Source organism: Flavobacterium sp. ASW18X, assembly GCF_005144745.1.
Classification (GTDB): Bacteria; Bacteroidota; Bacteroidia; order Flavobacteriales; family Flavobacteriaceae; genus Croceivirga.
This window is the reverse complement of sequence record NZ_SWKK01000015.1, coordinates 13,100-37,856: the sequence shown is the minus strand read 5'-3', so window position 1 is coordinate 37,856 and position 24,757 is coordinate 13,100. Positions and strand designations below refer to the sequence as shown.

The following is a 24,757-nucleotide window of genomic DNA, read 5'->3' as shown; positions in this document are numbered from 1 at the left end:
GTAAGCTGGGTTTTATAGGGGTTAAATGTCTATTAAAATTTTATCTTTAGGCATGCAAACTCCTACTTTAGAATCGCTTAGATTTCCGATAGGTAAATTTGAGCCACCAGCCACGATTACAGATAAAGAGATTACGCAATGGATAGCCGAGCTAGAGGCACTCCCTACTAAGTTAGAGGCTTTAGTTGCTTCATTAACTAATGCTCAATTAGAAACTCCATACAGACCAGAAGGATGGACAGTAAGGCAATTGATTCATCATATTTCTGATAGTCATCATCACAGCTATGTACGTTTTAAATGGGCGTTAACAGAAAACACTCCTTTAATAAAAGCATATGAAGAAAAAGAATGGTCCAAACTAAAAGATGCGAACGATGCTCCAATAGAATTATCCTTAGCGCATTTAAAGGCGGTACATGCAAAGTTGGTCTACATGTTAAAGGGATTTTCCACACAAGATTTTGAGAAAACTTATCTCCATCCAGAAGGGAATGTGGTAGTAAGCTTAAAGGAAAATTTAGGAAAGTACGCGCATCATGGAAATCATCACTACGCACATATTAAAAACTTGGTAGAAAGAGAGGGCTGGTAATCATTTCCATTTGATGTTGCAGCCCAAACTAGGCTTTTGTACTGTTGTAATAGCTACTCCACTCAATAATGCATCCATGGCTGCTTTAAGGTCTTGGCCGGTTAGTGGTATACCATTTTGCGGTCTAGAATCATCTAATTGACCTCTATATACTAGCGCCAAGTCCTGATCAAATAAATATAGGTCTGGTGTACAGGCAGCATCGTAAGCCTTGGCTACTTCTTGGGTTTCATCATACAAATATGGAAAAGGATAGTTTTCTTTTTTAGCCACTTTGGTCATCAGCTCTGGGGCATCTTGTGGATAGTTTTCTACATCATTGCTAGATATGGCAATAAAATTGATTCCCTTTTCTTGGTAAATGTTAGCAAGTGTTACTAACATTGGATTTACGTGGATTACAAAAGGACAATGATTGCAAATAAAAAGAACTACAGTGCCTTTTTCGCCTTTAAGTTGGTCAAGCTCTAAAACAGAACCACTTAGAGTGTCTAAAAGTGAAAAATCAGGTGCTTTAGTGCCAAGAGGTAACATATTGCTGGGAGTACGTGCCATTTCTCTTTTTTTACAAAACTACCCAAATAAATGGCAACACTAAAACAAGGAGTATTGATGAAATCTAATTTTAATAAGAAAAAAGTATCTTGTGAAACTAATTAAATCGTTCCCTACTTGGAAAATATATTGGACCAAGTTCACATCAATTTTGATAAAAGCTCTTTGTGGACGCTAAATGTAATTTTAGCCTTTATCATGTTTGGCGTGGCTTTAGAATTAAAATTCTCAGATTTTAAGCAAATTTACCGTCAACCAAAAGTAATTCTAACGGGTGCTATTAGTCAGTTTGTGCTATTGCCGTTTGCTACGTTTATTTTGATTAATATCATAACACCTTTACCTTCTGTAGCTTTAGGTATGTTTATGGTGGCCGCTTGTCCTGGCGGTAATGTCTCTAATTTTATTACGCAATTAGCAAAAGGTAACACCGCGCTATCTATTACCATGACGGCAATTTCCACGCTTGCGGCAGTATTCATGACTCCTTTAAATCTAAGTTTCTGGGCAGGTAATTATAAACCTACAGCTATATTACTTACAAGTATATCTATTAATTATATAGATATGGTATTATTAGGATTGGTTTTGTTGGTTGTTCCTCTTGCTTTAGGGATGTGGTTGAACTATAAGTTGCCAAAACAAACAAAAAAAATAGCAAAATGGTTTAAGAGGGCTTCGTTATTATTTTTTGTAGTTCTTATTTTTATGGCTTTATACAAGAACAAAGCTATATTTTTAGACTACGTGAGTTATGTGTTTTGGCTAGTCTTACTACACAATGCAGTAGCATTATCTACAGGCTTTTCTGTAGCTAAATTAATGGGACTAAACAGTGCTGATGTTAAAAGCATTACTATAGAAACAGGCATACAAAATAGTGGGTTAGGATTGCTGTTGATTTTTACTTTTTTTGATGGTTTAGGTGGTATGGCACTACTCACAGCTTTCTGGGGAATATGGCATCTTGTATCTGGATTATTGATAGGAGGAATTTGGGGAAGATACTCCAACAAAAATGAAGCATTGGTATAATGAAGCAACTAGGCTATCAGCTATTATTTTATTGGATAAAAATTGGTTTACACTGTTATTACAGAAGAATTAGAGTAAAAGGGGTAGAAAATATACCTACGGATGCCCCAGTTTTATTTTTATCTAATCACCAGAATGCGTTATTGGATATTTTATTAATTGCAACGCATAACACTAGAAAACCTTGGTATTTAACACGTGCTGATGTCTTTAAAAATAAGCACTTAAAAAAGTTTTTTACGTATTTACAAATGATGCCGGTCTATAGAATTAGAGACGGTAAGTCTCAATTGGCAAAGAACAAGGCGGTGTTTGCATTTTGTGGAGAATTACTTAAACAAGACCAATCTATTCTTCTTTTTCCAGAGGCAAATCATAATCTTAAAAAAAGAGTACGGCCACTAAGTAAAGGTTTTACCAGAATTGTAGACGAGGCTTTGCACAATCATTTAGTTAAGCCATTATATATTGTTCCAGTAGGTCAAAACTATGTTATGCCAACGTACTTTGTAGATTCTTGTGCTATTGAATATGGAGCTCCTATCAACGTTACTCATCACAGTTTTTTTACTGAGAATGGTATTACAGACTTAAAAGAAAAAGTAAGTACAGCCTTAAAGACTTTGACAACACATATAGCTGATGAAAATAAGTATAGTGTTGTTCTGGATTATTTAAGAAAGAGAAAAGTCGACTTTTTAAATCCTTCTGAAGTAAATAAGATGGTGGCAGATATTGGGGTAGATGATTTAAATGGTCTTAATATTGAAGCAGCAAAGTCAGGTTTTGGTATGGGAAGACTTTTATTGTGGTTGTTTAATTTTCCGTTACTACTTACTTGGAGGAAATTTATAGTACCCAAGATTCCCGAGCCAGAGTTTGTTGATACTTTTAGATTTATGTATGCCTTACTGTTTAGCACTTTGCTATACCTCTTAATGTTTAGTCTTTTTACAGTGATTTGGGATGGTTTAACGGCTTTAATTTTTATTTTGACGCACTTTGGATTAAACCTATTCCTGGTTAAGTCTGGGTGCATAGAAAAGAAATAATAAACCCACCTAACAATTTAGGTGGGTTTTATAAAATATTTATTTCTACTTATTTACATGCTATCGCCAAAAAAGATAGCATTCATCATTAATTTATTGGTGCCGTACCAAAAAGCTCTAAAGTTGGTGTTATCCGTAAATAAGATAACCTTACCACTCCCTAAACGTTTTGCTTTAAAAGGTACACTGTTCTTTATTAAAGCTTCATTTTCTTCAGAGATATAACCACTTTGCAATGGGTTACTGGTGTATTGAATAGGGTTTTCATAGCTGTTCTCTTCGGCTTTAAGATAAATGTTAGTATTTCTAAACATACTTATCTTATCGTTCTTGTAACCATATGCAATGGGATGGCTCAAATCTAACTTTGCTTCAAAAATAGCGCCACCTGTTACTTGTGCTCCTCTAAAATCTCTTCGTTTATCAAACGGGATGTTCGTTGCTTTTAAAGTGGTATCTTTTAACATAGTTAGATTAAGAAAATCATTATTCTTAAACCAACTGGCTACATTTCTAAAACCAATAACGGTGCCACCATCTTTTACCCATTCTTTAATTTTTGTCGCCGCTTGTTGGTCTAGCATATTGCTGCCCCAACCACTTGGAATAATTAAATCCGTGTATTTGCTCAAATCTACACGGTTTAGATAGTCAGTATCTATTTTAGTGATGTGCATATCATAACGGGTATCAAACAAATGCCATATTTCTCCCGCATCATAGGGGCTAATACCATTGCCAACCAACATAGCTACGCTTTGTTTTTTTACCGGGTCAAATTCGTTACTACCTAAATCTATCCCTAGGGTAGACCCTGTGCCTACCGCAGTAATGATTAAGCTATTATCTTCTGCTACTTCTTTTAAAAAGGTGTAGAGTTCATCTTTCTCTAACTTTTGATTTTGTACGGGAATCATAATAGTACCATAATCGTAGCGGTTACCTTCCAAAGTAAAAGGAGATTTAGCAACTTTAGCTCTTAAGCCTGCTTGCGAGATGGTATTAAGAGCTTTTGGAGCGTAATACGGATTCCAAGGCATAAGATAAGCGTAATTACTGGAGCCTGTTATTTTACCTGTAATAGGTTCTAATTTTTCTATAGGGCTACCTGCCGTAGTAATACTGCTTAATTCTTGGTAATCCAAATTAAAAGCGAGAGGAAAGGTCCAAGCAGAAATATCATAAAATAAACTGTCTGTAAACGTGGTACGCTTTTCAAACATCGCCTTAATTAACCTTGGATTTCTTTGATTTGTTGGAACGATGTATGCGCTTCCTTTTTTATAGTTTTTACCTCCAACCTTAGTGTCGTTCTTCAGTTCATGAAACCTAATTTGTTGGCGCTCTAAAATTTCTGCTAAGTGCCAAGCCTTGGCAGGGTCTTTCTCGTCCCCAAAAATGTACCCTTTAACTTTATCTTTACTAGCGCTAGTGGCCATGTCCTTATAAAAAGTACGTTGGTAATCTAATAACTTACTGCGCATGCTATTGGCAGCTTCTATAGTAGATAAGGCAGTAGTAAACTGATTTCTAACCGTGAAAGGAAAAGTTAAAATTCCGTTCTCACTCTCTTGAATATGACCTCTAGAACTACCCTGTTCAAATAAAATTCCAATACTGCCATTTACATCTGGGAACGTAGAACCTTTGCCGTAGTAATAGTCATCATAATTTTCTTCTGAATAATATAATGAGCCAATCTTATCTAGAGCTTTAACATGGTATGTGCCAATTTCTTTGGTGAGTTCTTGATTTATTTTAGGAGTTAATGGGTGTACTCTTGTAGGTTCTCCAGGTTGAAAGAAAAAGGTAGAATTGGTGCCCATTTCATGATGGTCCGTTAAAATATTAGGCATCCATTTATGGAATGTAGCTATCCTAGCTCTACTCTCTGGTAATTGAACAGGTAACCAATCACGGTTCATATCAAACCAATAATGATTTGTTCTGCCACCTGGCCACACCTCATGGTATTCTCGCTCATTGGGGTCAGGGTTCAAATTTTGACTTTTATGTATGTTAGCCCAATACGCAAAACGTTGCAGCCCATCTGGATTGAAGCTCGGGTCTAATAGAATTACCAAATTATCTAATTTTTCTTCTATTTCTGAGCCTTGAGCCGCTGCCAAATAATAAGCATATGCCAGAGCAGCATTGGATCCAGAAGCTTCATTTCCATGAATGGAAAATCCTTGGTAAACTACAGCCGGCATTTCTGCTGTATTAAGGGTATTACCATTGCTTTGTGTAAGTTGTAGATGGTTAGTTCTTATTTCTTCTAACTTAGCATGGTTATCTGGTGCCGTAACTGTTAAAAGAACTAGAGGTCTGCCTTCAAAAGTGGTTCCGCGATTTTCAAGGGTAATACGGTTACTTGCTTTTGCTAATGCTTGCATATAAAACAAAAGTTTATCATGTGTTACATGCCATTCTCCTACTTCGTGACCTATAACCTCTTTTGGGGTAGGTATTGCTGGGTTGTAGGTAATATTTTTTGGTAAGTAATAGTCTAGCGTTGGTTGTTGTGCGTATAGCCCAAAGCCAAGCAAGACTAGGATGTAAAAAAGTCTGATTTTCATTAAGGATGGTTTTGAATTAGTCATCCTTAAAAATAACAAAACGACCTATTTTGGTAGGTCGTTTTGTTAAATATTTAAGACAATATTAAATGTCTTCGAAGTTTACGTCTGTAAAACTATCTGCTGTGTTGTTCTCCAGAGTAAAATCTTCTTTTTTAAAATCTTTTTGATGTCTTTCTGAAATAACTTCTTGTCCTTTGTGTTCAATGATGTAATCCATCATTTCTGACATGATATCCCTAAAAGAATCGAAATCCTCTTTATAAAGGTATATCTTGTGTTTTTTGTAATGAAAAGAACCGTCTTCGTTGGTAAATTTTTTACTTTCTGTAACTGTTAAGTAGTAATCTCCAGCTTTGGTACTTCTAACATCGAAGAAATACGTCCGTCTCCCCGCCCGTAAAACTTTTGAATAAATTTCTTCCTGTTCCATTAATCCTTTTTCGCTCATTTGGTGTAGTGTCTAATTTCAATAGGTGCAATATTCTGTCAAAAATGTAAAAAAAATCATAATATAGCAACTTTTATGTTAATCTTTCTCTGTTAATTGATCAAGATATAATTGCTTGTAATAACCTTCTAAGTTGTTCAATTCTTGATGGCTGCCCGCCTGAATGATTTTTCCGTCTTCTAAAATTAAAATTTTGTCAGCACTTTTTGCAGAAGATATTCTATGGCTAACGATTAAGGTTGTTTTGTTTTCGGAAGCAGATTTAAGATTATACAATATTTTTTCTTCCGTTTCTGTATCGACTGCAGATAAGCAATCATCAAACAAAAAGATTTTGGGGTCTTTTATAAGGGCCCTTGCTATAGATACACGTTGTTTTTGCCCGCCACTTAAGGTTATACCACGTTCCCCTAATATAGTATTATATTGGTTGGTAAAACCCTTAATATTTTTATGAACCACTGCTGCTTTAGCTACTTTTTCTATTTCTGCTTGGGTGGCATCTTCTTTGCCAAACCGGATGTTGTTGGCAATGGTGTCAGAAAATAAAAAGGCATCTTGCGGTACCGCACCAATATTGTTCCTTAAATCGTCCAAGTTAACCTCTTGTATAGGTATGTTGTCTATGCGTATTTCACCTTCCGTAGCATCATAAAGGCGGGCTACCAAGTCTAGAATGGTGGATTTACCAGAGCCGGTTTTTCCTAAAATGGCTACGGTTTCGCCAGGGTTTATAGTAAAAGAGACCTTATCTAAGGCTAAAATACCTGTGTCTGGATAGGTAAAAGAAACTGCTTTAAATTCTATCTTGCCACTTATAGTACTTCTAGCAGCGCTCGTGTTGCTTATTTCTGGAGTAACCTTTAGAAACTCATTGATTCTTTTTTGAGACGCTTCTGCACGTTGTACTATGGAGGTTAGCCATCCTACGACAGCTACTGGCCAGGTAAGCATATTTACATATAAAATAAATTCAGCTATAACACCAAGGCTAATTTCACCAACAATGTATTGTTTACCTCCAATGTAAATAACAAAAATATTACTAATACCAATTAACAAAATCATTAATGGAAAAAACCAAGCATTTACCTTAGCTAAGTCCATGCTGGTATTCTTGCCTTCTGTAGCTAAACCAACTACATCCTCGTTAATTTGTGGTTCTAAACCATACGCTTTAATTACCGCAACACCAGAAAATGATTCCTGAGCAAAAGTGGATAGGGTAGAGAGGTACTCCTGCACTTTAGTACTGCGTTGGTGTATAATTTTACTTATTTGATAAATTAAAACGGATAGTATAGGTAATGGGATTAAAGTGTAAAACGCAATAGTTGGAGCCTTGATAAACATTAGTGGAACTAAACAAACAAACAGAGTCAATGTTTGTATGCCGTACATTATGGCAGGTCCTCCGTACATACGTACCTGTGTAACATCTTCACTTATCCTATTCATTAAATCACCAATTCTGTTCCGTTTGTAAAAATTTAGATTTAAGATTTGATAGTGGTCAAATACTTCATTCTTTAAATCGTACTCAATATACCTAGAAACATTAATGATGGTTTGGCGCATTAAAAAGGTAAATAAAGCCGATAAGAGGGCAGTACCTATTATTACCAAAATGTATTGTAAGAGTAATTCTTTAGCCGTGGCCTTATCTATGGCATCTGTTGTAAGTTGGTTAACTACATTAATAGATTTGCTTACGTAAGAAGGCATAACTAGGGAAAAAACCCGAGCAATAATGGTTATCAAAATGCCAAGGAGTAATTTAAACCAATATTTTTTAAAGTATTTATTTAGGTGCTTTAGCTCTTTCATCTAGCGGGCAGGTCCATTATTTCATAATCACAAAAGGTCAAAGATAGCGTATCAACAGCAAAACAAATGTTATAAAACTGATAAGATAACATAAGGTCATAGGTGGGGAAGAAATATAGTACTACTTTTGCGGCGTTAATCAAATACTAATCAAAGAAAAGTTCTTTTAAATGCTAACAAGAAGGCATATCAGAGTTAAGGTGATGCAGTGTATTTATGCGTTAATCCAGTCAGAAGACGACTCATTGGAAAAACAGCAGAAATTTTTAAACGTGAGTATCGCTAATGTTTATAGTTTGTATTTGTTAATGTTGAGTTTGTTGTTAGAATTGCACCAACTTGCTCAAAAACATGTATCCGCATCATCCAAAAAATATCTGGCAGATGAACAGGATAACTTTCCCAATAAAGAAAAATTTATCCATAACAAATTATTGGTACAGTTGGCAGAAAATACGGCTTTAAAAGAGGCTTTAGATTCTAGAAAACTGAACAATTGGTATCTTAATGAAGAATATATTAAGATTATTTATAAAGATATGGTAGAGAGTAAATTGTACCAGAAATACATGCAATCTACCGAAAATAGTTACGAAGAGGATAAAGAAATTGTTATTGCGCTGTTTAAAGAAGTGGTAGCGCCCAACGACAAAATTTACGAGTATTTTGAGGACGATAAACTTACTTGGGTAGACGATATCCCTATTGTAAACACCTTTATAGTAAAGCGTCTTAAAAAGGCAAAGGAAGACAGTACTTTTAGTTTCTTTTTGCCCAAGTTGCTAAAAGACGAACAAGATATGGTCTATGCAAAAAACTTGTTGTCTAAAACCTTGTTGAATAATGCAGAGTGGGAGAAAGAGATTTCTGCCAAAACTCCAAATTGGGATAAAGATAGGATTGCAGAGATAGACCACATCTTACTTAAAATGGCTATATGTGAGTTTGTGCATTTTGCTTCTATTCCAGAAAAGGTGACCATTAATGAGTATTTAGAAATTGCTAAAGAATACTCCACACCTAAAAGTAGCATCTTTATTAACGGAATTTTAGATAAAGTAGTTAAGGAATACAAGGCCAATGGCAAGATGCAGAAAATTGGCAGGGGTTTACTTTAATTAGGAATTGATTATTTTTGAAGATAAAAATACACCGAATCATGAAAAAAGTAATTTACGTAGTTGCTATGGGTGCCTTGTTAATAGGTACGGTTGCTTGTAAAGATAAAGCAAGCGCAAAGATTGTTGGGGAGAACGTAGAAACCGCTTCTGTTAGGGATGAAGGGGCTAAGAAAGTACCTGTGATGCAGTTTGACAAAACAGAGCACGATTTTGGTACGATAGAAAACGGTACTCCGCAGCAAACTATTTTTAAATTCACTAATGCTGGTGATGGTCCGTTAATTATTACAGATGCGAAAAGTAGCTGTGGATGTACAGTACCAGAGTATCCTAAGAACACGCCAATTGCACCAGGGGATTCTGGAGAGTTATTAGTGAAATTTAACGGTAGTGGGCAAAACCAAGTAACCAAAACAATTACAGTAACAGCAAATACCGCAAAAGGGTCTGAGTTGTTAAGAATTAAGGCATTTGTAACGCCAAAAGATGGAGCTGCTATTTCAGTTCCAATGAAAAAAGGATAAATATTTATAGATGGAAGCAGTACAACAGTTTCTTCCCCTTTTATTGATTTTTGTGGTCGCTTATTTTTTTATGATAAGACCCCAAATGAAGCGTCAGAAAGATGAGAAGAAATTTGCAGCAGAATTAAAAAAGGGTGATAAAATTATGACCAAGAGTGGCCTATACGGCAAAATTGTTGATTTGAATGACAATGATAACTCTTGCATTATTGAAACCATGGCAGGGAGATTAAAGTTTGATAGAGCCGCTATTTCTATGGAGGCGAGTAAAAAATTAAATCCTAGCGCTGTTGCTAAAAAATAGTCCAAACTTTAATGGATTAAAAAAGCACCCTTAGGGTGCTTTTTTATTTTCTATACTTATCATTTAAGCCAATACCTGCAGCAATCAATGGTATTATTTTGGCAAGTCTAGTAGTTTTAGTTTTTTCTTGTTTGGCGCTGGTAATATATACTATAAATTCATTTTGCTTATAAGGTGAAAAGGCATTGAATTTTGAAGTTAAATTATTTCTTTCTAAACATGCCACTAATACGGTTGGTAGTTGGTGTGGTTTTGTACTTTCTTTACTGGCTAAGTGTACCTTACCTTCTTTTTGTTTGGCAATAGCATTATTTAGGTAAAGAAGTATTTGTTTAGAGTTCAATTGGTCTTCTCTAGTAAATTTCCAATGTCTCATGGCCTTGGTTTTACCTTCTTGGGCATTTTCCAAAATGTTGAGCGGGTCGTCCATAAATACGCCGTTATAAAACCAAATTCCGAAATGAGATTTAAAGCGACAAATACCAAAAACATTTTTTTTAGCATAAGTGTATACTGGCATACCCCATTTACAGGTTTCAATAGCCTCAGTTTGCAATGCTAACTTCCGTAATATTAATAATGCTTTTTGATATTGATGCGGAGTATTGTAATAGGTTTCTGCCGTTTTACTTTTTTCCATCCTTTTCTATTTGCGTGCAAGTAAGTTCACAGATTCTAATAATAACTTCTGTAGCTTTCTGCATACTTTCTAAAGGAACATACTCGTATTTTCCATGAAAATTATGTCCCCCAGCAAAAATATTAGGACATGGTAGCCCCATAAAACTGAGTTGACTACCATCCGTACCTCCTCTGATGGGTTTTATTATTGGGGTAATTCCTAAAGATTCCATAGCTTCCTTAGCAATCTCTACAATATGGAAAACAGGTTCCACTTTTTCTCGCATATTGCGGTATTGATCAGTAATGCTTACGTGTACCATAGGTTCCTTAAATCTCAAATTGATTTTTTCTGCAATAGCAGATAATAGCTCTTTTCTAGCCTCAAAATGTTCGGAGTCGTGGTCGCGGATTATAAGTGCTATACTAGCGTTTTCAATGCTTCCTTCAGTATGGTATACATGAAAAAAACCTTCTCTACCAGCAGTGTTTTCTGGCGTTTCATGTTTTGGTAATAGACTTATAAATTCATTAGCTAACTGTATGGCATTAACCATTTTATTCTTAGCATAGCCAGGATGTACACTTTTGCCACTAAACGTAACTTTTACTCCTGCCGCATTAAAATTTTCATATTCTAATTCACCCACTTGGCTACCATCCATGGTATATGCCCATTCGGCCCCAAATTTTTCAACATCAAATTTGTGAGCACCGCGCCCAATTTCTTCGTCTGGGGTAAAGGCAATCCTAATTTTACCGTGTTTAATTTCCGGATGATGAATTAAATACTCCATAGCCGTAATTATTTCTGCAATTCCTGCTTTATCATCTGCTCCCAGAAGGGTGGTTCCATCTGTAGTAATTAAAGTTTGCCCTTTATATTGTAGTAAATCCTCAAAATAAGAAGGAGAAAGCACTATATTCTTTGCGCTATTCAATACGATATCTTCACCGTCGTAATTTTCTATTACTTTAGGATGTACATTGGTACCGCTAAAATCTGGACTCGTATCAAAATGAGAAATAAAACCAATGGTAGGTACCTCTTTGGTAGTGTTGCTCGGCAAGGTTGCCATGATGTAGGCATTATCATCTATAGAAACCTCTTCTAGTCCAATTTGTTGTAATTCTAATACGAGCTTCTTGGCCAAATCCCATTGTTTATCTGTACTTGGCGTATTTTGAGATTCGGGATTACTCTGTGTATCAATTTTTACATAAGAAAGAAATCGGTCTAATAAATGTTCCATAAAAATGCATTTTATCAAAAATAAGGTATATTCCTGCTTCTATCTTTTTTTAACTCAAAATGAAATTATCTTACAATCATAAAATCATATTCTTTTCAGCAATTTTAAATGGCATTTTCACCATCAATATAAGTGCTCAAGAAACTTGTTTATTGGGTATAGGGGGTAAGGACGATGAAGCAATTATCGACTTTTTTAAGTTAACAGATACGCAACAAGCGAAACTTAGAAATTGGGGCGCAGAAATGAATTATAGGAATGAAGTACACCAGAATAAATTGAAATCCTTGTTGCGAAATCATCCTAAAGAAACTTTGGAAGACTTGCGGACCATGGCATACAAGCAAAAATCCTTATTAGATAGTATGGAAGCGAATATGAGGCTTGTAGATAAGCGTTTGTTGGGGATTTTTACCGTTGAACAGTACAATGCCTATGTGCTATTATGTAATGGTGTGCAACGTATACCTATTTATGTGGATAAGTCTTTTAACGAAAAAAAGCAGCGCCCTTGAAAATAAGGGAATAGAACCCCTATTTTTGCAAGAAATTAGACCTAATGTACAAAATTATCCTCCGTCCTGTTTTATTCCTGTTTGATGCAGAAACAGCACACCATATTTCTTTCTTTTTTATTAGGCTATTTTCCAGGTTAGGACTTACTGGATTGTACAAAAAAATATTCGTTTTTGAGGATAAGCGGTTAGAACGTGAAGTTTTTGGTCTCAAATTTAAAAATCCTATTGGATTAGCAGCAGGTTTTGATAAGGATGCTAAATTGTACAATGAGTTTGCAGATTTTGGGTTTGGCTTTGTAGAAATAGGAACATTGACCCCGAAACCCCAGGCAGGTAATCCTAAAAAAAGATTGTTTAGGTTGGTAGAGGATAAGGCTATAATCAACCGCATGGGCTTTAACAACAAAGGGGTTTATGATGCGGTAGAACGCTTAAAAAAGAAACATAGAGTCTTGGTTGGTGGCAATATTGGTAAAAACAAAGTAACTCCTAATGAAGAAGCTGTAAAAGATTATCTTATTTGTTTTGATGCTCTTTTTAGCCATGTAGATTATTTTGTAGTAAATGTAAGTTCTCCTAATACTCCAGGGTTGCGAGAATTACAAGATAAAAAGCCTTTATTGGAAATATTAAATAAGTTAAAAAGGCAAAATGCTAAGCTAGCCAAACAGGCGAAGCTAAAGGAAAAGCCGATACTTTTAAAAATAGCGCCAGACCTTACCAATGCGCAATTGTTTGATATTATAGATATTGTAAAAGAAAGTGCTATAGATGGTGTAATAGCAACTAATACTACCATTTCTAGAAAGGGACTAAAATCTCACTTAACCTTAGTAGAAGAAAAAGGAGGCTTAAGTGGTAAGCCACTTGCCAACAGAAGTACAGAGGTTATTGAATTCTTACATTACCATAGTAATGGAAGCTTTCCTATAATTGCGGTTGGCGGTATCTTTTCTGCAGAAGATGCTTTGGCTAAATTAAAAGCAGGAGCTTCTTTAGTACAATTATACACTGGTTTTATTTATGAAGGTCCAGCCTTGCTTAATAAAATAAATAAGGCATTAGCTGCAAGGGAATTTTAGTTTTTAGTCCAATAATCTACCACTAAAACATCTTCTAGCTGGTTATCTAAAAGTTTTACAAAATCTTGATGCGCTGGGTGTGGTAAATATATTTCACGGTCCTTTTCACTTTCAAAGGTGACAAAAAAACAATGCGTAAAACCTTTATTTAGCCCTTCCGGACTATTATTTAAACCCCATTCAAAATCTTTAATAACGTGTATTTTTTGTGGTAGCGCTTTAAAGGCATTGCTTATTTCAGAAATTTTATTTGGACTGGTTTCTTTTTTAAAGGAAAACAAAACCATATGTCTTAGTAAACTGTCATTAGACTTTTCCATGCGCGTATATTGTGCTTTAATGGGTAATGCTAGGGTTAAAAACAATAGTATTAGTATGTAATTTTTCATTAGTTCATTTTTTATGGTAAGGAATTCTCTTAAATGTCTTTGTAAATTTAGCCTTTTAATTGCACGCAATTGAGTTACGAGATTCTTTTAGCATTCTGTATAGCTACGGCAACTTTAGCCATTGCTCCAGGGCCAGATAATATTTTTGTATTAGTACAGAGTATGGTGTATGGTAGAACACAAGGCTTGGCTGTAGTAGTTGGGTTAATGATGGGGTGTTTAATCCATACCAGTCTATTGGCATTTGGTGTATCTAGCTTAATTAAGAGTAATGAAACCATTTATTGGAGCATTAAAGTTTTTGGGGCAATCTACCTCTTGTATTTAGCCTTTAAAGTGTTTAAAAGTAAGGCTGTCCTTGATTTGAAGGCGAACCCAGAAGCTCAAAAGTCCAACATGCAACTTTTTAAAAAAGGTTTTTGGATGAATGTCTTAAACCCAAAAGTGACCATTTTTTTTCTGGCTTTTTTTCCTGGCTTTTTATTTAGTGAAGAACTAAGCTATATATGGCAGTTTTACATTTTAGGATTTATTTTTATTGGGGTTTCATTTACAATTTTTGGTGCTATTGCTGTTCTTGCAGGTAGTATTTCTGATAAATTAAAACGATGGCGTTTAGCGCCTCATTTTTTTAAATGGTTGCAAATAGTAGTCTTTTTAGGTCTTGCCGTTTTTTTGTTGCTTTCTGGCAAATAGTAGTAATTTTGGAAGTATGACTAAACCGCAAGTAAAGATTATAGAGTGTCCTAGAGATGCCATGCAAGGCATAAAGCCATTTATACCTACTAAGGAGAAGGTGAGGTATTTGCAAGCTTTGTTAGGTTGCGGTTTTGATACTTTAGACTTTGGAAGTTTTGTTTCGCCAAAAGCTATACCGCAAATGCAAGATACAGCAGAAGTTTTGGGTATGTTAGATTTGTCTAAAACCCAAACCAAGTTATTGTCTATAGTGGCTAATGTGCGTGGAGCAGAAGACGCCTGTATACATTCAGAAATTCAGTATTTGGGGTATCCTTTTTCAATATCAGAAAACTTCCAAATGCGGAATACCCATAAAACTATTGCCCAATCTGTAGAAATTTTAAGCGAAATCCTAGAATTGGCGGATAAAAGTAATAAAGAGGTGGTAACGTATATTTCTATGGGTTTCGGTAATCCGTATGGCGACCCGTGGAATGTAGATATTGTGGGTGAATGGACAGAAAAACTAGCAGGTATGGGGAGTAAAATCTTATCACTTTCAGATACCGTCGGGAGTTCTACTGCAGCAGATATTACCTATTTATTTTCTAATCTTATTCCTAAATATCCAGAAATTGAATTTGGGGCACATTTACATACTACCCCCCAGCAATGGCATGAGAAAGTTAAGGCAGCACATGAAGCGGGTTGCGTGCGCTTTGATGGTGCAATTCAAGGTTTTGGTGGTTGCCCCATGGCAAAGGACGATTTAACAGGTAACATGCCTACAGAAAAAGTCCTTTCTTATTTTACTGCACAAAAAGTGAATACAGGGGTGAATTGGATGGTGTTTGAAGCCGCCTATAATAAAGCAACCGAGCTGTTTTCTGCATATCATTAAAATATAATTTGATTATTATTTACAATAAGTCTAAATAAAATTTGTGTAATTCCTACGGAGGAGTATTTTTGCAGTCGTTAAATTTATTTAAATCAAATCTAAATAAAAGTTATGATTAGAAAGATTCTTCCAGTAGTTGTAGGATTATCAGCTTTTACATCCTGTTCTTTAGACGACGATGGTGATGATGTTATAATTGATGAAATACAAATTGAAAATCCAGCCTCCTATACTTTTAAAAGAGATGGTGAGTCCACGGTTTCTTTTTCTGGCCAAACCACAAGATTAGATATGGGAGATGAGCTTTTGGCTAAGATGATGGACCCAACATCTACCTTAGACGCATTACAGGCTATGTATGCGCACGAAGAAGGTGCAGCAGATTTTACTGATGCAGATTTAAATGCATCGGATAAGAACTTAATAACTAAAACTGCAGCATCTGTAGATTATTTCGCTGCTAATACCGCTGAACAAAATGAAATTAGAGCAGACTTTAACTCTTGGTTACAGGTACAGGTAGAAGAGGTGTTTCCTAATTGGAATTCAGTTGCTACTGCTGGCGTAGCGGGGCAACTAGCAGATGGTTCTTCTACCAGATATGTAAATGCCCAAGGCTTAGAGATGAATCAACTGTTCAACAAATCTTTAATTGGGGCTTTAATGGTAGACCAAGCCATTAATAATTATTTAAGTACGGCTGTGTTGGATGCTGGTGATAACCCAGATAATAACGGTGCAGGCATTACTGAAGATGGTAAAAACTATACCACTATGGAGCACAAATGGGATGAGGCTTACGGTTATGTATTTGGCCAAAATGCAGACGCGGCTAATCCTAACGCAGATTTAGGAGCAGATAATTTTTTAAATAAATACTTGGGTAGAGTAGAGGGTGATGAAGATTTTGCCGGTATTGCAGATGATATTTTTCAAGCTTTTAAATTGGGTAGAGCTGCCATTGTTGCCAAGCAATATACCGTACGGGATCAACAAGCAGAACTTATTCAAGATAAAATATCTACTATCATAGGTGTAAGAGCGGTTTATTATCTACAACAGGCAAAATTAGAATTGGAAAAGGATTCTCCTGCTTACGGAACCGTATTTCATGATTTGTCAGAAGGCTATGGTTTTGTTTACAGTTTGCAATTTACTAGAGATACTAGCAAGCAATCGCCTTACTTTAATAAAGAGCAGGTAGATGAAATGTTAGCGCAACTTTTAGGCGATGGTACTAACGGTTTATGGGATGTTACTCCAGAAACTTTGGATGCCTTGTCAGAAACTATTGCAAATGCCTTCAGTTTTACCTTAGAGGAGGCTGCTAATTAATTGAACAAAAGCGTTAATATTAAAAAAAGGGGAGTAAATATGTTAATATTTCAACTCCCCTTTTTTATATTTGCCCTCGCTTAATTAGAATAAATAAAAATTAGGAAATGAAAGGGAAGATTTGGATTTTAGGAGTAGTGCTTACTTCGTTCTTAGTTTGGGCCTGTAGTTCTGATGCAACAGATGATGGTAGCCAAGAAGATGATGGTCCAGTGAATGTTAGTTTTGACCGCGGTGCCATGCTGAGCAATTGGGCGGATAATATTATCATTCCTGCTTACGCGAATTTTAATACCAATTTTGATGCCGTCGTGGCTGCGAATGCCGCTTTTAAAGCAGATGTTTCAATAGAAAATTTAACGATTCTGCGTAACGCTTGGTTGACATCTTATCAAGATTGGCAAACCATTTCTATGTTCGAGATTGGTCCTGCAGAGGATAATGACCTACGCTTAAACATTAATATCTACCCAACAGATGTACCCGCCATTAAGGATGCTATTTCTAGTGGTACATATGGTTTCGATTTACCTTCTAGCCGTGATACCAAAGGATTTCCTGCTATGGATTACTTGTTAAACGGTTTAGCAGCTACAGATGCAGAAATTGTTGCAGTTTATCAAGATGCAACTGCCGGTCAAGCTCATTTAGATTTTTTAGAAGCTGTTGTGTTAGATATTCAATCAAGGGTTTCTACCGTGGCAACAGAATGGACCAGCGGATACAGAGATACTTTTGTTACTAATGACGGTGCTTCTGCTACTGCTAGCACAGACCGCTTGGTAAACGATGTTATTTTTTATTACGAAAAATTCTTGCGGGCAGGTAAAGTAGGTATCCCTATTGGTAAATTCACGGGTACTGCAGCTCCTAATACGTTAGAGGCTTTTTATAGTCCAGAAAACAGTAAAGTTTTATTATTGGCAAGTTTAGATGCTTTTCAAGATTTTTTTAATGGTAATCATTTTCAAAGCTCGGCTAAGGGAGAAAGCTTGGCAAGTTATTTGGTGGCTTTGAATAGCGTTAAAAATGGGGAGGAATTAGAAAACTTGATTAACACGCAGTTAGATAACGCTAGAGATTCCTTTGACAGTTTAGGTATTTTTAAAGAAGAGATAGAAAGCAATACTGCAAGTATTGCAGATGCGTATGACCAATTGCAATTGGTTGTGCCCATGTTAAAGGTAGATATGGTTTCTGCCATGAGTATTGCAGTAGATTTTGTAGATGCAGACGGGGATTAGATGATTGCTCAACTCCAAAAAAAATTAATACAACCTGTAGAGGCCGCCCCTTTGGCGGTCTTTCGTATTTTTTTTGGTGTAATGATGTTTTTAAGTATTCTAAGGTTTTGGGCCAACGGCTGGATAGAAAAACTCTATTTAGAACCTAATTTCCATTTTACTTACTATGGTTTTGAATGGGTAAAACCTTTGGGGAATTTTACGTACCTGTTATTCATTGTTTGTGCCATCACGGCCTTAATGGTTGCTTTAGGAGTTAAATACCGTTTAGCAATAATGCTATTCTTTCTCAGCTTCACTTATATAGAGCTGATGGATAAAACTACTTACCTTAACCACTATTATTTTATTTCAGTATTAGCTTTTGTAATGCTCTTTTTGCCAGCGGAACGCTATTTTTCATGGGATGCTTATAAAAGTGAAAAAATGAGAGCGAAATTTATTCCAGCGTGGTGCATTTTAGTCTTAAAACTATTACTGAGTATTGTTTATTTCTATGCGGGTTTGGCAAAGCTAAATTCAGATTGGTTGGTTAAAGCGATACCCCTTAAAATTTGGTTGCCTTCTAAGTTTGATGTGCCGCTTATCGGTGACTTTATGGGCTTAGAATGGGTCCATTATGTATTTAGTTATACCGGCGCTTTGTATGATTTGGCTATTCCTTTTCTACTGTTTTACAAGCCAACGCGCAAATTCGCATTTATAATGGTAGTCATTTTTCATGTGTTAACTCGAGTATTATTTCCTATTGGTATGTTTCCGTACATAATGATAGTTTCTGCCTTGGTATTTTTCGATGCTAGCTTTCACCAGAAAATAATAGAATGGATTGCGAAACAACTTAAGGTTTCCATAGCCCTTTTTCAAAATAAAAGGGTATATCAACCTAAAGGAATAAAGGCAAAATTAGCAACTGGAGTATTGGTTATTTTTATGGCATTTCAATTGATATTCCCATGGCGTTACCTTTTGTATCCGGGCGAATTGTTTTGGACAGAAGAAGGGTATCGTTTTTCATGGCGGGTAATGCTGATGGAAAAATCGGGTTACGCGCAGTTTAAGGTGGTAGATACCAAAACCGGCAAACAATTTTATGTGGATAATTCGGACTTTTTGACCACATTTCAAGAAAAACAGATGAGTTTTCAACCGGACTTCATTCTAGAATATGCACATTACTTAAAGCAACATTTTACGGCCCAAGGACATAAAAACATCGCCATTTATGTAGAAAGTTATGTGGCGCTAAATGGTAGGTTAAGTCAACCTTACATCAATCCAAAAGTCGACTTGACCCAAGAAAAAGAATCATTCAAACCTAAAAACTGGATATTACCTTTTAAAGATGAGATTACAGGTATTTAATACACTATTTGCACTTTTTATCGCTACTACTACTTGGGCACAGTTGACTATAACAGGTACCGTAAAAAACCAAGAAGGGGCAACTATTGCAGATGCAGAGGTGTATTTAAAAGAGTTACAAGAATTGCAGACAACAGATGACAAAGGCACATTTGTTTTTACAGATATACCTGTAGGTAAATATACCATTCTGGTGTTTTCTTTGGAATACGAGGTGTATGAGAAGGAACTAACCTTTGACCAGCCTTTTTCGGTAGACATTACTTTAAGACCATTACAGGCACAACAATTGTCAGAAGTGGTGTTATCCCGACAACGGGAAAAAGTTTTCGCCTTACAAAAACTAAAAACCGTAGAAGGTACCGCTATCTATGCGGGTAAAAAGAGTGAAGTGGTATTGATGGATAACTTGGTAGGCAATTTAGCAGCCAATAATCCGCGGCAAATTTACAACCAAGTGGTTGGGCTCAATATTTTTGATTATGGCGATGCAGGTCTGCAATTAAATATTGGGGGTAGAGGTTTAGACCCCAACCGTTCGGCTAATTTTAATACGAGGCAAAACGGGTATGATATTAGTGCGGACGCCCTTGGTTATCCAGAAAGTTATTACAGCCCACCAGCGGAAGCTTTGGAGCAAATACAAGTGGTACGTGGTGCTGCTTCTTTGCAATATGGTCCGCAGTTTGGAGGTCTTATAAATTTTGTGTTTAAGAAACCGAATCCTACAAAAAAAATAGAATTGATTTCTAGGCAAACCGTAGGTTCTTATGATTTATTTACCAGCTTCAATAGTTTATCCGGTACTACAGGTGAGTTAAGTTATTATACTTTTTTTAATTACAAACAGGGAAGTAGTTTTAGGCCCAATTCTGATTTTAGTAGTCGCAATTTTCATACACATATTGGATATCAACTGTCAGATAAAACAAAGTTAAGTGGAGAGGTTACGCTATTGGATTATCTGGCCCAACAACCTGGCGGCCTTACCGATGCACAATTTATAGAAGATCCAACTTTTAGTAATAGAGAAAGAAACTGGTTTGATATTGACTGGAAATTATACAACTTAAAACTAGAACATAGCTTTTCTGTACAAACAGATTTTAGCCTAAGTCTTACAGGTTTGCAGGCATCGCGTAGTGCACTCGGTTTTAGGACGAATAGGGTAAGCCAGCCAGATGACCCAGAAGAACCAAGAGAATTGTTGGTAGATGATTTTAGCAATATTGGCGCCGAGGCTCGGGTGTTACACAGATATAAAATACAAGATAAAGATGCAATAGCCTTATTGGGCGTTAAGTATTACCAAACTTACAACGAGCAACAACAAGGTCCTGGCTCTGCAGCGGCAAATGCTGATTTTAATTTTGCAACAACGGATTTTCCAGATTATGAAAGACAATCAAGTTTTACCTTTCCTAATCTAAATTTTGCAGTTTTTGGCGAACATATTTTTAATCTAAACGACAAGTTTTCTGTTACACCTGGTTTTAGGTGGGAGTATATTAATACCAAAAGCAGTGGAACGTATAAAAATATTGTAAAAGACTTAGCGGGCAATACCATACTAAATGAGGAAATTGCCGATGATAGAAATTTTGAACGTAATTTCTTCTTGTTAGGACTAGGACTCTCCTATAAACCCATTAGCAATTTAGAATTCTATGGTAATTTTTCAGAGAACTATAGGTCTATCACTTTTAGTGATATTAGAGTCGTAAATCCAAGCTTTCAGATTGACCCAAACATAAGTGATGAGTCTGGTTTTACCGCAGATTTTGGTGCACGTGGTAGAATATCAGATGTTTTATCTTACGATGCTAGTATTTTTGGCTTGTATTATGATGACCGGTTAGGAGAAATACTAGAAGAAGAGACACGTACCAACTCACAAGGCCAAGAAGTGCCAACAGGCCGTATCGTCCGTAAAAGAGGTAATATTGGTACTGCTTTTATCTATGGTTTAGAGACTTTTGCAGATGTAAATTTAAAGTCGTTGCTTAATTTTAAATCGGATAAAATAAAGCTTAACTATTTTGCCAACATGGCTTTAACAGCTTCGGAGTATACAAATTCCGAAAGAGTAGGGGTTGAGGGCAATGAAGTAGAATTTATTCCAGATGTGAATTTAAAAACAGGGCTAAGCTTTGGTTATGGCAACTTATTAGGGAGTTTGCAATACACCTATTTAGAGCAACAGTTTACAGATGCCACCAATGCGGAACAAGATAGAACAGATAATCAAAGAGGGATAGAAGGGGCTATTCCAGCATACGATATATTAGATTTTTCTTTGTCCTATACCTACAAAAGATATAAGATAGAAGCGGGTATTAACAACGTTTTAGATACTACTTATTTTACCCGTAGGGCAACAGGTTATCCAGGGCCAGGGATTATCCCAGCAGAACCCAGAACATTTTATACTACCTTGCAAATCAAAATTTAAAATAACCAATCATGTTTAGAAAAATAGCGCTAGCACTTTTAATTGTATTTATTGCGATGCAATTTTACAGACCAGATAAAAATACAGCAGAAGGCGATGTTGTAGCAGCATTTGAGGCAGAAACGATGCCGAATGCAGCAGTAAAAACCATTCTAAGACAAAACTGTTACGATTGTCATAGCAATAATACTATTTACCCTTGGTATGCAGAAGTGGCACCAATATCTTACATGATTGCCAATCATGTGGAAGAAGGCAAAGAGCATTTTAACGTATCTGATTGGTCTCAATGGGAGGTAAAGAAAAAGGACCACAAACTGGACGAGCTAATTGAAGAAGTAGAAGAAGGGCATATGCCAGAAAGTTCTTATACATGGTTGCATGGTAGCATGTCTGAGGCAGATGTAGAAACTTTAATAAGTTGGGCTAAAGAAGCCAGAACAAAATTAAAATAAAGAGAAAGGGAGGTAAAACCTCCCTTTTTTAGTATTAAGCCATTGCTTGTGGTGCCCAACTGGAGCAACTCATCTCTGGAGCTGCTTTTGCAGGGTGTGCACAGGATGGCGTATTAAATCTTGAGCATGTACCGCAGGTCATATTCATCTTTAGCGCTTGTTGCATATTAAAACTATCACACGTGTGTCTTTCCGTAACTTTAGTATGGTGTTGTGTACAGGTATGGTCATTTTGGTAATTGGTACAGTTAACGCAATTATTTGCTAATCTTATAGGCATAACATTTCTTTTTTAAGTTTCACTTAAAGGTACTAGCATTAAAGAGTGGAATCAATATAAATAGCTGTAAAACAGTTATATATATTTAGATTGATTAAAAAAAGAAAGCGGCCAAATACCAATGCCGCCTTCTGCCAAACCATAAATGAGAACAAAGGTTTAGTTGTATTCTAAAGAATAATCTATTTCTTGAGATGTAAGTATACGATGTTTTGGAGCAGGAGAAAGAAGTTCCTTGAGTTCAAGGATTTCCGTTCGTTTCATTAAAATAATAAAATGACTCTTACCCACAGAGATAGGTATTTTTCTATCATGTGGATAGGCTTGCAACTGTTGTTCCCAATACAATACATCTATATCATATAAATACTCAATAAACGTACGTAATTCCCACTCATACAATTCAAAACACAAATTATTAAACACAAATTGAAAAAGCTTGCTGTTATGGCAATACGTAAATCTGCCGTGTGCTGTTGTATTAAGTATTTGTAAAGAAGGACATTTCATACTAATGCAATTTAATTCTCCTCAAATATATTTATTATTTATAATAAGTCTAAATAAAATTAATAATAAATCGATTAACGTCATGTAAATTATTGTAGTCCTATTTATTGTGGTATATTTGCACGCAATTAATCCGTAATTGCAATGGAATTTCACCAAAACAAAATAGTTGGCGAAGGTTTAACCTATGATGATGTACTTTTAGTACCCGCCTTCTCAGAAGTACTTCCTAGAGAAGTAGACATCACCTCTAAATTTTCTCGTAACATAGCTATCAACGTACCAGTGGTATCTGCTGCTATGGACACGGTTACCGAGTCTAAGATGGCAATTGCCATGGCCAGAGAAGGAGGTATAGGTGTGCTACACAAGAACATGACTATTGAGCAGCAAGCACTCAAGGTAAGAAAGGTTAAAAGAGCAGAAAGCGGAATGATTTTAGATCCGGTAACCTTACCACAAGATGCTTTGGTTAAGGACGCTAAAGCAGCTATGAAAGAACATAGTATAGGGGGTATACCTATAGTAGACGATGCAGGTAAATTAATAGGTATCGTAACCAACAGAGATTTACGTTTTGAAAAAAATAACAATAGACCAATTTCTGAAGTGATGACTTCTGAAAACTTGGTAACAGCAGGTGTTGGTACTACCTTGGACCAAGCTGAAGATATTTTGCAAGAAAATAAGATTGAAAAGCTACCCGTTGTAGACGAAAACTATAAACTGGTAGGGCTTATTACTTTCAGGGACATTACCAAACTTACCCAAAAACCTATAGCTAATAAGGATCAATATGGTAGGCTGCGTGTAGCGGCAGCCATAGGGGTTACACCAGATGCTGTAGACCGTGCAGGTGCTTTAGTAAAAGCTGGTGTAGATGCTATTATAATAGATACGGCTCATGGGCATACTAAAGGTGTGGTAAATGTATTAAAAGAGGTAAAGAAAGCCTATCCACAAATAGATGTTGTTGTAGGTAATATTGCCACGGCAGAAGCAGCTCGTTATTTGGTAGAAGCAGGTGCGGATGCAGTTAAAGTAGGAATTGGCCCAGGTTCTATTTGTACTACACGTGTTGTAGCTGGGGTTGGTTTTCCTCAGTTTTCTGCAGTGTTAGAAGTTGCAGCAGCTATTAAGGGCAGTGGAGTTCCGGTTATTGCTGATGGTGGAATTAGATATACAGGTGATATTCCTAAAGCAATTGCAGCTGGTGCAGACACGGTAATGTTAGGTTCATTATTGGCGGGTACCAAGGAATCTCCAGGAGAAACTATTATTTACGAAGGTAGAAAATTTAAGAGCTACCGTGGAATGGGGTCTGTAGAAGCTATGAAAGAGGGTAGTAAAGACCGCTATTTCCAAGATGTGGAGGATGATATTAAAAAGCTAGTTCCAGAAGGTATTGTGGGGCGTGTACCTTACAAAGGCGAGCTTATGGAAAGTATGCATCAGTTTATTGGTGGCTTAAGAGCCGGTATGGGCTATTGTGGGGCAAAGGATATTGCAACCCTACAAGATTCTGGTAAGTTCGTGAAAATTACATTTAGCGGTATTGCAGAGAGTCACCCGCATGATGTTACTATTACCAAGGAGAGTCCTAATTATAGTAGATAGAACTCACTATT

Annotated in this window: 25 protein-coding genes; 16 read left to right on the top strand and 9 right to left on the bottom strand. The window is 36.2% G+C overall.

Annotated features, from left to right (window positions below):
- Positions 1–25 precede the first annotated feature (25 nt).
- Entirely contained in the window at positions 26–595 is a 570-nt protein-coding gene (locus FBT53_RS11275) for a YfiT family bacillithiol transferase (RefSeq protein WP_240729821.1), read from the top strand.
- On the opposite strand, the gene FBT53_RS11270 is transcribed toward FBT53_RS11275, so the two are convergent.
- Positions 596–1,150 carry a thioredoxin family protein gene (locus tag FBT53_RS11270; protein ID WP_136951293.1) on the bottom strand — a complete coding sequence of 185 codons (555 nt, stop codon included), beginning with the start codon at positions 1,148–1,150 and terminating at the stop codon, positions 596–598. It lies immediately after the preceding gene.
- Between the two features lie 117 nt (positions 1,151–1,267).
- Between FBT53_RS11270 and FBT53_RS11265 the strand changes: the two genes are divergently transcribed.
- Together FBT53_RS11265 and FBT53_RS11260 are read left to right on the top strand one after the other, a co-directional pair.
- A complete protein-coding gene (locus tag FBT53_RS11265) occupies positions 1,268–2,185 on the top strand; it encodes a bile acid:sodium symporter family protein (RefSeq protein ID WP_136951292.1) in 918 nt (305 codons plus the stop codon).
- A complete protein-coding gene (locus FBT53_RS11260) occupies positions 2,185–3,237 on the top strand; it encodes a 1-acyl-sn-glycerol-3-phosphate acyltransferase (RefSeq protein WP_136951291.1) in 1,053 nt (350 codons plus the stop codon). Before FBT53_RS11265 ends, FBT53_RS11260 begins: the two co-directional genes overlap by 1 nt.
- A gap of 53 nt (positions 3,238–3,290) precedes the next feature.
- On the opposite strand, the gene FBT53_RS11255 is transcribed toward FBT53_RS11260, so the two are convergent.
- The 3 genes from FBT53_RS11255 to FBT53_RS11245 form a co-directional block, all read right to left on the bottom strand.
- Positions 3,291–5,816, bottom strand: a complete 2,526-nt coding sequence (locus FBT53_RS11255; protein ID WP_136951290.1) for a M14 family metallopeptidase — start codon at positions 5,814–5,816, stop codon at positions 3,291–3,293.
- An 85-nt stretch (positions 5,817–5,901) separates the two neighbouring features.
- Positions 5,902–6,267, bottom strand: a complete 366-nt coding sequence (locus FBT53_RS11250) for a PUR family DNA/RNA-binding protein (protein ID WP_136951289.1) — start codon at positions 6,265–6,267, stop codon at positions 5,902–5,904.
- Between the two features lie 78 nt (positions 6,268–6,345).
- Complete coding sequence (locus tag FBT53_RS11245) at positions 6,346–8,094, bottom strand: ABC transporter ATP-binding protein (protein ID WP_136951288.1); 1,749 nt, start codon at positions 8,092–8,094, stop codon at positions 6,346–6,348.
- Between the two features lie 170 nt (positions 8,095–8,264).
- Here FBT53_RS11245 and nusB point away from each other — a divergent pair, with 170 nt between their 5' ends.
- The 3 genes from nusB to yajC are packed head-to-tail and all read left to right on the top strand — an operon-like array spanning position 8,265 to position 10,043.
- A complete protein-coding gene (gene nusB, locus FBT53_RS11240; protein WP_136951287.1) occupies positions 8,265–9,212 on the top strand; it encodes a transcription antitermination factor NusB in 948 nt (315 codons plus the stop codon).
- A 41-nt stretch (positions 9,213–9,253) separates the two neighbouring features.
- A complete protein-coding gene (locus FBT53_RS11235; protein ID WP_136951286.1) occupies positions 9,254–9,739 on the top strand; it encodes a DUF1573 domain-containing protein in 486 nt (161 codons plus the stop codon).
- Positions 9,740–9,749: 10 nt separating this feature from the next.
- The gene (gene yajC / locus FBT53_RS11230) at positions 9,750–10,043 is read left to right on the top strand and encodes a preprotein translocase subunit YajC (RefSeq protein WP_136951285.1); all 294 of its coding nucleotides are present in this window, start codon (positions 9,750–9,752) and stop codon (positions 10,041–10,043) included.
- Positions 10,044–10,086: 43 nt separating this feature from the next.
- On the opposite strand, the gene FBT53_RS11225 is transcribed toward yajC, so the two are convergent.
- Positions 10,087–10,683, bottom strand: a complete 597-nt coding sequence (locus tag FBT53_RS11225) for a YdeI family protein (protein WP_136951284.1) — start codon at positions 10,681–10,683, stop codon at positions 10,087–10,089.
- On the bottom strand, positions 10,670–11,917 hold the full coding sequence (gene pepT, locus FBT53_RS11220; RefSeq protein ID WP_136951283.1) for a peptidase T: 1,248 nt from the start codon (positions 11,915–11,917) through the stop codon (positions 10,670–10,672). The genes FBT53_RS11225 and pepT overlap by 14 nt, the downstream gene beginning before the upstream one ends.
- 59 nt (positions 11,918–11,976) lie before the next feature.
- Here pepT and FBT53_RS11215 point away from each other — a divergent pair, with 59 nt between their 5' ends.
- Entirely contained in the window at positions 11,977–12,432 is a 456-nt protein-coding gene (locus tag FBT53_RS11215; RefSeq protein WP_136951282.1) for a hypothetical protein, read from the top strand.
- A 44-nt stretch (positions 12,433–12,476) separates the two neighbouring features.
- On the top strand, positions 12,477–13,517 hold the full coding sequence (locus FBT53_RS11210; protein WP_136951281.1) for a quinone-dependent dihydroorotate dehydrogenase: 1,041 nt from the start codon (positions 12,477–12,479) through the stop codon (positions 13,515–13,517).
- On the opposite strand, the gene FBT53_RS11205 is transcribed toward FBT53_RS11210, so the two are convergent.
- Positions 13,514–13,906, bottom strand: a complete 393-nt coding sequence (locus tag FBT53_RS11205) for a Dabb family protein (protein ID WP_136951280.1) — start codon at positions 13,904–13,906, stop codon at positions 13,514–13,516. The two genes, FBT53_RS11210 and FBT53_RS11205, sit on opposite strands and share 4 nt — an antisense overlap.
- Before the next feature lie 69 nt (positions 13,907–13,975).
- On the opposite strand from FBT53_RS11205, the gene FBT53_RS11200 reads away from it, so the two are divergent.
- The 7 genes from FBT53_RS11200 to FBT53_RS11170 all read left to right on the top strand — a co-directional run bounded on the left by FBT53_RS11200 (position 13,976) and on the right by FBT53_RS11170 (position 22,339).
- A complete protein-coding gene (locus FBT53_RS11200) occupies positions 13,976–14,602 on the top strand; it encodes a LysE family translocator (RefSeq protein WP_136951279.1) in 627 nt (208 codons plus the stop codon).
- Between the two features lie 16 nt (positions 14,603–14,618).
- Positions 14,619–15,488 (top strand): hydroxymethylglutaryl-CoA lyase, encoded by an 870-nt coding sequence (locus FBT53_RS11195; RefSeq protein ID WP_136951278.1) that lies wholly within the window; start codon positions 14,619–14,621, stop codon positions 15,486–15,488.
- Between the two features lie 111 nt (positions 15,489–15,599).
- Complete coding sequence (locus tag FBT53_RS11190; protein ID WP_136951277.1) at positions 15,600–16,823, top strand: DUF4856 domain-containing protein; 1,224 nt, start codon at positions 15,600–15,602, stop codon at positions 16,821–16,823.
- Positions 16,824–16,930: 107 nt separating this feature from the next.
- Positions 16,931–18,067, top strand: a complete 1,137-nt coding sequence (locus tag FBT53_RS11185; protein ID WP_136951276.1) for an imelysin family protein — start codon at positions 16,931–16,933, stop codon at positions 18,065–18,067.
- A complete protein-coding gene (locus FBT53_RS11180) occupies positions 18,068–19,432 on the top strand; it encodes an HTTM domain-containing protein (protein WP_136951275.1) in 1,365 nt (454 codons plus the stop codon).
- On the top strand, positions 19,413–21,884 hold the full coding sequence (locus FBT53_RS11175) for a TonB-dependent receptor domain-containing protein (RefSeq protein WP_136951274.1): 2,472 nt from the start codon (positions 19,413–19,415) through the stop codon (positions 21,882–21,884). Before FBT53_RS11180 ends, FBT53_RS11175 begins: the two co-directional genes overlap by 20 nt.
- An 11-nt stretch (positions 21,885–21,895) precedes the next feature.
- A complete protein-coding gene (locus tag FBT53_RS11170; protein WP_136951273.1) occupies positions 21,896–22,339 on the top strand; it encodes a heme-binding domain-containing protein in 444 nt (147 codons plus the stop codon).
- Positions 22,340–22,373: 34 nt separating this feature from the next.
- On the opposite strand, the gene FBT53_RS11165 is transcribed toward FBT53_RS11170, so the two are convergent.
- A complete protein-coding gene (locus FBT53_RS11165) occupies positions 22,374–22,619 on the bottom strand; it encodes a hypothetical protein (protein ID WP_136951272.1) in 246 nt (81 codons plus the stop codon).
- A 159-nt stretch (positions 22,620–22,778) separates the two neighbouring features.
- Complete coding sequence (locus FBT53_RS11160; protein ID WP_136951271.1) at positions 22,779–23,129, bottom strand: DUF6686 family protein; 351 nt, start codon at positions 23,127–23,129, stop codon at positions 22,779–22,781.
- 144 nt (positions 23,130–23,273) lie between these two features.
- Between FBT53_RS11160 and guaB the strand changes: the two genes are divergently transcribed.
- The gene (guaB, locus tag FBT53_RS11155) at positions 23,274–24,746 is read left to right on the top strand and encodes an IMP dehydrogenase (RefSeq protein WP_136951270.1); all 1,473 of its coding nucleotides are present in this window, start codon (positions 23,274–23,276) and stop codon (positions 24,744–24,746) included.
- The last annotated feature ends 11 nt before the right edge of the window (positions 24,747–24,757 follow it).